The organism is Flavobacterium sp., from assembly GCF_044349645.1.
Lineage (GTDB): Bacteria > Bacteroidota > Bacteroidia > Flavobacteriales > Flavobacteriaceae > Flavobacterium.
The window spans coordinates 42,604-48,792 of sequence record NZ_JBIKQP010000014.1; the positions used below are offsets into that span (position 1 = coordinate 42,604).

Consider the following 6,189-nt stretch of genomic DNA (forward strand, 5'->3'; position numbering starts at 1 on the left):
TTAACTTAATTTATTTGAAATCAAACTGATGAACTCTTTTCTAGTTTTATCTTTTTCAAATGCTCCTGTAAATGAAGAAGTTGTAGTATAAGAATTCTGTTTTTGAATTCCTCTCATTTGCATGCACATGTGTTGCGCTTCAATAACAACTGCTACTCCAAGTGGATTTAAGGCTTCCTGAATACAGTTTTTAATTTCGTCAGTCAATCGTTCTTGAACTTGCATTCTTCTTGCAAATGCATCTACAATTCTAGGAATTTTACTTAATCCTACAATTTTTCCATTGGGAATATAGGCGACGTGTGCTTTTCCAAAGAAAGGTAGCATATGGTGTTCGCACATCGAGTAAACTTCAATGTCTTTTACCAAAATCATTTGTTGGTGATCTTCTGTAAACAATGCCGATTTTAATATTTCTAAGGGATCTAAATCGTAACCGTGTGTAAGAAACTGCATTGCTTTTGCAACTCTTTCTGGAGTTTTTTGAAGTCCTTCACGGTTTACATCTTCCCCTAAATTCTCTATAATTGTTTTGTAATTTTCAGATAGTGATTCAATTAATTTTGTATCGTAAATCTCAATTTTTTCGTAACTTTTCATTAATGTTTTTTTGTTATATTTTAAAACTTACAATCCCATAATCCATTTCAAAAACTTGACCCGAAATAGATTTTGCATTATTTGACATTAAAAAATTTGCCATTCCAGCAACTTCTTCTGGATTTAAATATCCTTTCATCGGATGCCTTTCAATCATATTTTCTTTCATTCGATCATTTCTTAGAATTGCTGCCGATAAAGAGGTTTCTGTAATTGTTGGTGCAATTGCATTTACTCTAACGGTTGGTGCTAATTCAGCTCCTAGAGATTTCACCAAACCTTCAACACCGGATTTTGCTGTAGCAATACTTGCGTGAAAAGGCATTCCTAATTTCGCGGCAACGGTGCTAAATAGTATTATTGAAGGGTTTGTTCCTTTCTTTAGTGTTGGTAAATATTTTTGTATTGATTTTACAGCGCCAATCACATTAATTTCAAAATCGTTTCTGAAATCATCAATCCCCAAACTCATAATTGGTTTCAAATTGATTGAACCAGGACAGTAGATTAAAACATCAGCTTGCTCAATATCTGGCAGTTCTGAAGCTAAAACGTCCAATTGAAAGTTGGTCAAATTAGGATGAGAAATTTCAGGAAGGTTTCTGCTGATATTTATAACCTTGTTATTTTCAATTGCCTGTTTCAGAATTGCATTTCCAATTCCTTTGCTTCCGCCTATGATTACTATATTTTTCATTTATCTTTTGGATATTTTATTATTGTTTATTTGTCTCTGACGAGTGCATTTAAATCTACCTTCACGAAAATCTCGAAGTTTTTCATGTTTTGTTTTACGTCCTTGAACTCGTGCACGCCACATTCTGAAACTTGAAGGTTTCATTTCTCTTCGCATTAAATCAATGACTTCCTGCTCTTTAAGGCCAAATTGCATTAGAATAGAATCAAAAGTAGTTCGGTCTTCCCAAGCCATTTCGATTATTCGATCAATTTCAATTTCAGAAAACTCCTTTTCCATTATTATTTATTTGAGACTGTAAAGATATAAATTGTTTAACTAATTTCAATAATTGTTAAACAAAATATTTATTATTTTAAATGTAAATTTGCAATTCAATCTTTTTCAAATGCACAAACATTTTATTTTAAATAAACCTTATGGTTATTTAAGCCAATTTATTTACCAATTAAAGAGGAATAAAAAGTTACTGGGTGAACTGTATGATTTTCCTGTAGGGACAATGGCGATAGGTCGTTTAGATGAAGATTCTGAGGGATTAATTCTTTTAACTACCGACGGAATGATAAGTGAATTAGTGCGAAGTAAAAAAGTAGATAAAGAATATTACGTTCAAGTTGATGGACTTATCACCCAGGAGGCAATTGATAAAATTCAAAAGGGAGTTGAAATCGGATTTAAAGGATCAAAATACATCACTAAACCTTGTAAAGCTTCATTAATTTCAGAAGTTCCAAATTTTGGAGAAAGAGGAAAGAAAATTCGTGATGAACGACATGGTCCAACTTCTTGGGCTTCAATTACTTTAAATGAAGGAAAATTTCGACAAGTAAGAAAAATGACCTCTGCTGTTGGTTTTCCAACGTTAAGGTTGGTTAGAATCAGAATAGGAAACGTATATTTGAACAATTTAAAATCGGGAGAAGTTAATGAAATAGCTGCTTCTCAAATCTTAAATCTTAATTCTAAAATCTAAAATCACTATGTTGAACATCGTTTTAGTAGAACCAGAAATACCTAATAATACAGGAAATATAGGAAGATTGTGTGTGGGAACTGGAAATCGATTGCATTTAATTCATCCTTTTGGATTTCAAATTACCGATAAAAATTTGAAGCGTTCCGGTTTGGATTATTGGGTTCATTTGGATTGGATAGAATATCAAAATATAGAGGAATGGATTACTCAAATTCCAGATAAATCTCGAGTATTTTTATTTAGTTCTCATGCAGAAAAATCCTATTTGAAAGAAAATTTTCAAGATGGTGATTGGTTGGTTTTTGGTAAAGAAAGTGTAGGATTGAGTGACGCTGTTTTAATTCAATTTCAAAATCACTTAAAAATTCCTATTTCACCATTGGTACGAAGTTATAACTTAGCGAATTCAGTTGCATTTGCAATTGGCGAAGCAAAAAGACAGATAGAATGGTAAATCTATTGAACTATAAATTTCCCTTTTTCGCTATCAAAAGCGATATTTTCGTCTTTGAATAAAGTATCAAAATTTCCTTTCGAAATAAAATTACATGGTTGGTCTTGAACCACATTTTCCTCAGTCATAATTATCATATTATCACTAATTTGAATTGCCATATCAATATCATGTGTTGAAAAAAGGATACATTTATTAGTTTCTTTTGTAAGTTTCTTCAATAGTTTGAACAAACTAACTTTATGTAATAAATCCAAGTGGGTGGTAGGTTCGTCCAAAATAATTAAAGGCGTATCTTGAGCTAAAGCTCTTGCGACTAATACATTTTGAAGCTGTCCATCGCTAATTTCATAATGTTTTTTATCTGCCAATGAAGTGATTTGCGTCAGTTCCATTGCTTCATTGATTTTAGAAATATCATTCTCTGATAAATTTCCCAACCAATTGGTATAAGGTTGTCTTCCTAAAGCAATTATTTCAAATACGGTTAAATTACTTGGCGGTAATTTTTCAGTCAAAACAATACTCAAATTTTGTGCAAACGAAATAGAATCGTAATCTAAAATATTCTTTTGGTTTAAAATGACAGTGCCAGAAAGGGGAGGTTGAATACCAATTAATGTTCGTAATAAGGTAGATTTTCCAATTCCATTTGCGCCAATTAATGCGATTAATTCTCCTTTATTTAAAGTCAAATTAATGTTAGATGCAATCGTTTTATTCTCCTTTTTTGAAGAATATCCAATGCATAAATTGGAAGTAGTTAAAATAGGATTATTACTTTCCATCTATTAGAAAATTAATTCTTTTTCAGGATTTTATATTCTTCATAGCATTCGCTAATTGCATCCATAATTTGGAGATCATTAGCTGTTTTTATAAAGGATTCAGAGTAATTGCAACGTCCTAAAATTTCAGGAATATCGTTTTTGTCGATACCTAAAAGTACCGAAATGGTTTCTCGGTCAAATTTTGATGCCAATAAATTCCTAACGGTATCGTCTTTCTTTAAACTTTTTAATCGCTTTAATTCTTTAGGTTTTTTGCCGAAGAAATTATAAAGCATATCGGCGGGATTAAATATGGAACCCATTACTTTACTGAATGCACCTGGAGAATATTCACCAGCTTCATAACCTTGTTGTAACCCAGAAATACTGTATCTGTAATTTTCTTTTGTAGGAATTAATTTTGAATCGACTTCTAAATATCCAGTTAAGTCGTAGGGACGAACGACCACTTCTTCAAGGGCTATAGCACTTTCAGTTAATTGTATTTTAGTAGTTTTAATTTTAAACCAGTCGTTGGTAACTCTGATTTTTATGGATTTAAATCCAATAAGTGAAATGTGTAGAGTATCTGTCGCGCTAACTTCTAATTCAAATTTTCCGTTAGAATCGGAAACGGTACCTCTAACTTTATTAATATTAATAATATTAACATTTGATAAGGGAAGTTGGGTAGTATAATTTACAATTGTTCCAAAAACTTTTTGTGATGGAGTGGTTTCTTGCGAAAAAAGGGTGTTTTTAGCAAATAAAATAAAAAAGAAAACTACAAAATATCTCATTTTTGGTTTTAAAACTCTAAAAGTAATAAAACATCAAAGATATTTTGTAGTTTAATGTTATAATTATAAGAAAATTAACAAATAATGTTAGCTTTTTCTTGGTCTTCTTTCTCTTGGAGCATCACTAAAACCTTCTGATCTTCTTGGTGCTCTTTCTGATGAACCTTCGTTTCTTGAACCTCTGTCCGATGAAAACCCACCAGTTCTCGGTGCAGTGCTTCTTCCTCCAAAACCACCTTCTCTAGGAGCGGCAGTTCTTCTTCCGAAACCACCTTCTCTTGGTGCAGAATTACGATCACTTCTAAATCCGCCTGAGCTTTCTCTTCTTGGTGCAAAGTTTCCTTCTCTTCTTGGAGCAGAGCTTCTTCCTCCGCCAAAACCTCCAGAATTTCTTCCGTTATGATCACGTCTACCGCCACCATCATTTTTAGAAATCTCAACATTGATTCTTCGGCCTTCTAATTGAACATTATTCAAAATATCCATTACTTTATCCGTATGTTCAGGTTCAGTATTGAAGAATGAGAATCCTTCTTTAACATCCACTTTGAAAACGTCGTCTCTACCTAAATCTAAAGTTTCTTTCAAATAATCTTTCAAAGACATCCAATCGAAATTGTCTCTAGCGCCGATATTTACAAAATAACGAACGGCACCATTGTTATTGAATTCTCTTTGGCCACCTTCACCATCATTGCGGTCACGTCTTTCAGAACCTGATGATTGAGAAGAAATATCTCTATTCTTTTTGTAATAAGCAATGAAACGGTTGAATTCAACAGACACCATTTTCTTGATTAATTCTTCTTTCGTTAAACCTTCAAGAACATTATTAATTGCTGGTAAGTAGTTGTCAATTTCGTGATCAACCTCAGTATCTTTGATTTTGTTTGCTAGGTGTAACAATTGAATTTCGCAAATTTCGATTCCAGATGGAATAGTTTTTTCTTCAAATTTTTGTTTGATAATTCTTTCAATAGAAGAAATCTTACGCAATTCACTTTTTGTAACAATTACTATAGAAGTTCCTAATTTTCCAGCTCTTCCAGTTCGTCCTGAACGGTGATTGTAAGTTTCAATTTCGTCAGGTAGTTGATAATTTACTACGTGAGTAATATTATCAACGTCAATTCCACGAGCTGCAACGTCAGTAGCAACAAGCATTTGAATTTGACGACCTCTGAAAGATTTCATCACACCATCACGTTGCGCTTGAGATAAATCTCCGTGCAAAGCGGCAGCGCTATAACCATCTTCAATTAATTTTTCAGCAACCGCTTGAGTATCACGTTTCGTTCTACAAAAAACAACTGAGAAAATATCAGGATTGGCATCGGCTAATCTTTTTAAAGCTTCGTAACGATCACGTGCATTTACAAGGTAAAATTCATGTGAAACTGTTGCAGAACCGGAATTTTTAGTTCCTACAGTAATTTCTTCGGGATTGTGCATGAATTGTTTTCCAATTCTTGCTACTTCAGCTGGCATAGTTGCAGAAAACAACCAAGTGCTTTTTTCGTCTGGAGTGGTAGATAGAATGTTTACAATGTCTTCATAGAATCCCATGTTCAACATTTCATCTGCTTCATCAAGTATGCAGTAATTAATTTGAGAAATATTTACTAAACCTCTATTAATCATGTCTTGCATTCTGCCTGGAGTTGCTACAATAATTTGTGCTCCTCTTTTTACTTCTCTCGCTTGTTCTGTAATGCTAGCTCCTCCGTAAACTGCTACCACATTAATACCTTTTTCGTATTTAGAGTAGTTTTTAAGTTCGTTGGTAATCTGCAAACATAATTCGCGTGTTGGAGATAAAATTAATGCTTGTGTATTTCTGTTGTCGGCATCAATTTTCTGAATGACTGGAAACCCAAATGCTGCCGTTT

Annotated in this window: 8 protein-coding genes; 2 read left to right on the forward strand and 6 right to left on the reverse strand. The window is 32.9% G+C overall.

Annotation, left to right across the window (positions count from 1 at the left end; translation table 11 throughout):
* Genes folE through AC9UFV_RS04490 form a run of 3 tightly spaced genes read right to left on the reverse strand, consistent with a single transcriptional unit; the run spans nucleotide 1 to nucleotide 1,576 of the window.
* The gene (gene folE / locus AC9UFV_RS04480; RefSeq protein WP_509573225.1) at nucleotides 1–600 is read right to left on the reverse strand and encodes a GTP cyclohydrolase I FolE; all 600 of its coding nucleotides are present in this window, start codon (nucleotides 598–600) and stop codon (nucleotides 1–3) included.
* Between the two features lie 13 nt (nucleotides 601–613).
* Nucleotides 614–1,297 carry an SDR family NAD(P)-dependent oxidoreductase gene (locus AC9UFV_RS04485; protein WP_509573227.1) on the reverse strand — a complete coding sequence of 228 codons (684 nt, stop codon included), beginning with the start codon at nucleotides 1,295–1,297 and terminating at the stop codon, nucleotides 614–616.
* Nucleotides 1,298–1,576: a TIGR03643 family protein gene (locus AC9UFV_RS04490; RefSeq protein ID WP_509519975.1), complete on the reverse strand. Its 279-nt coding sequence runs from the start codon at nucleotides 1,574–1,576 to the stop codon at nucleotides 1,298–1,300.
* A gap of 109 nt (nucleotides 1,577–1,685) precedes the next feature.
* Here AC9UFV_RS04490 and AC9UFV_RS04495 point away from each other — a divergent pair, with 109 nt between their 5' ends.
* Both AC9UFV_RS04495 and AC9UFV_RS04500 read left to right on the forward strand, forming a co-directional pair.
* Nucleotides 1,686–2,273, forward strand: coding sequence for a pseudouridine synthase (locus tag AC9UFV_RS04495; RefSeq protein WP_509573229.1), 588 nt, complete (start codon nucleotides 1,686–1,688; stop codon nucleotides 2,271–2,273).
* Nucleotides 2,274–2,280: 7 nt separating this feature from the next.
* Nucleotides 2,281–2,730 carry a tRNA (cytidine(34)-2'-O)-methyltransferase gene (locus tag AC9UFV_RS04500; RefSeq protein ID WP_509573231.1) on the forward strand — a complete coding sequence of 150 codons (450 nt, stop codon included), beginning with the start codon at nucleotides 2,281–2,283 and terminating at the stop codon, nucleotides 2,728–2,730.
* Between the two features lie 2 nt (nucleotides 2,731–2,732).
* On the opposite strand, the gene AC9UFV_RS04505 is transcribed toward AC9UFV_RS04500, so the two are convergent.
* The 3 genes from AC9UFV_RS04505 to AC9UFV_RS04515 form a co-directional block, all read right to left on the reverse strand.
* The gene (locus AC9UFV_RS04505; protein ID WP_509573233.1) at nucleotides 2,733–3,518 is read right to left on the reverse strand and encodes an ABC transporter ATP-binding protein; all 786 of its coding nucleotides are present in this window, start codon (nucleotides 3,516–3,518) and stop codon (nucleotides 2,733–2,735) included.
* Between the two features lie 11 nt (nucleotides 3,519–3,529).
* The gene (locus AC9UFV_RS04510) at nucleotides 3,530–4,300 is read right to left on the reverse strand and encodes a carboxypeptidase-like regulatory domain-containing protein (protein WP_509519968.1); all 771 of its coding nucleotides are present in this window, start codon (nucleotides 4,298–4,300) and stop codon (nucleotides 3,530–3,532) included.
* An 87-nt stretch (nucleotides 4,301–4,387) separates the two neighbouring features.
* A partial coding sequence (locus AC9UFV_RS04515; RefSeq protein WP_509573235.1) for a DEAD/DEAH box helicase occupies nucleotides 4,388–6,189 on the reverse strand: 1,802 nt, incomplete at its 5' end.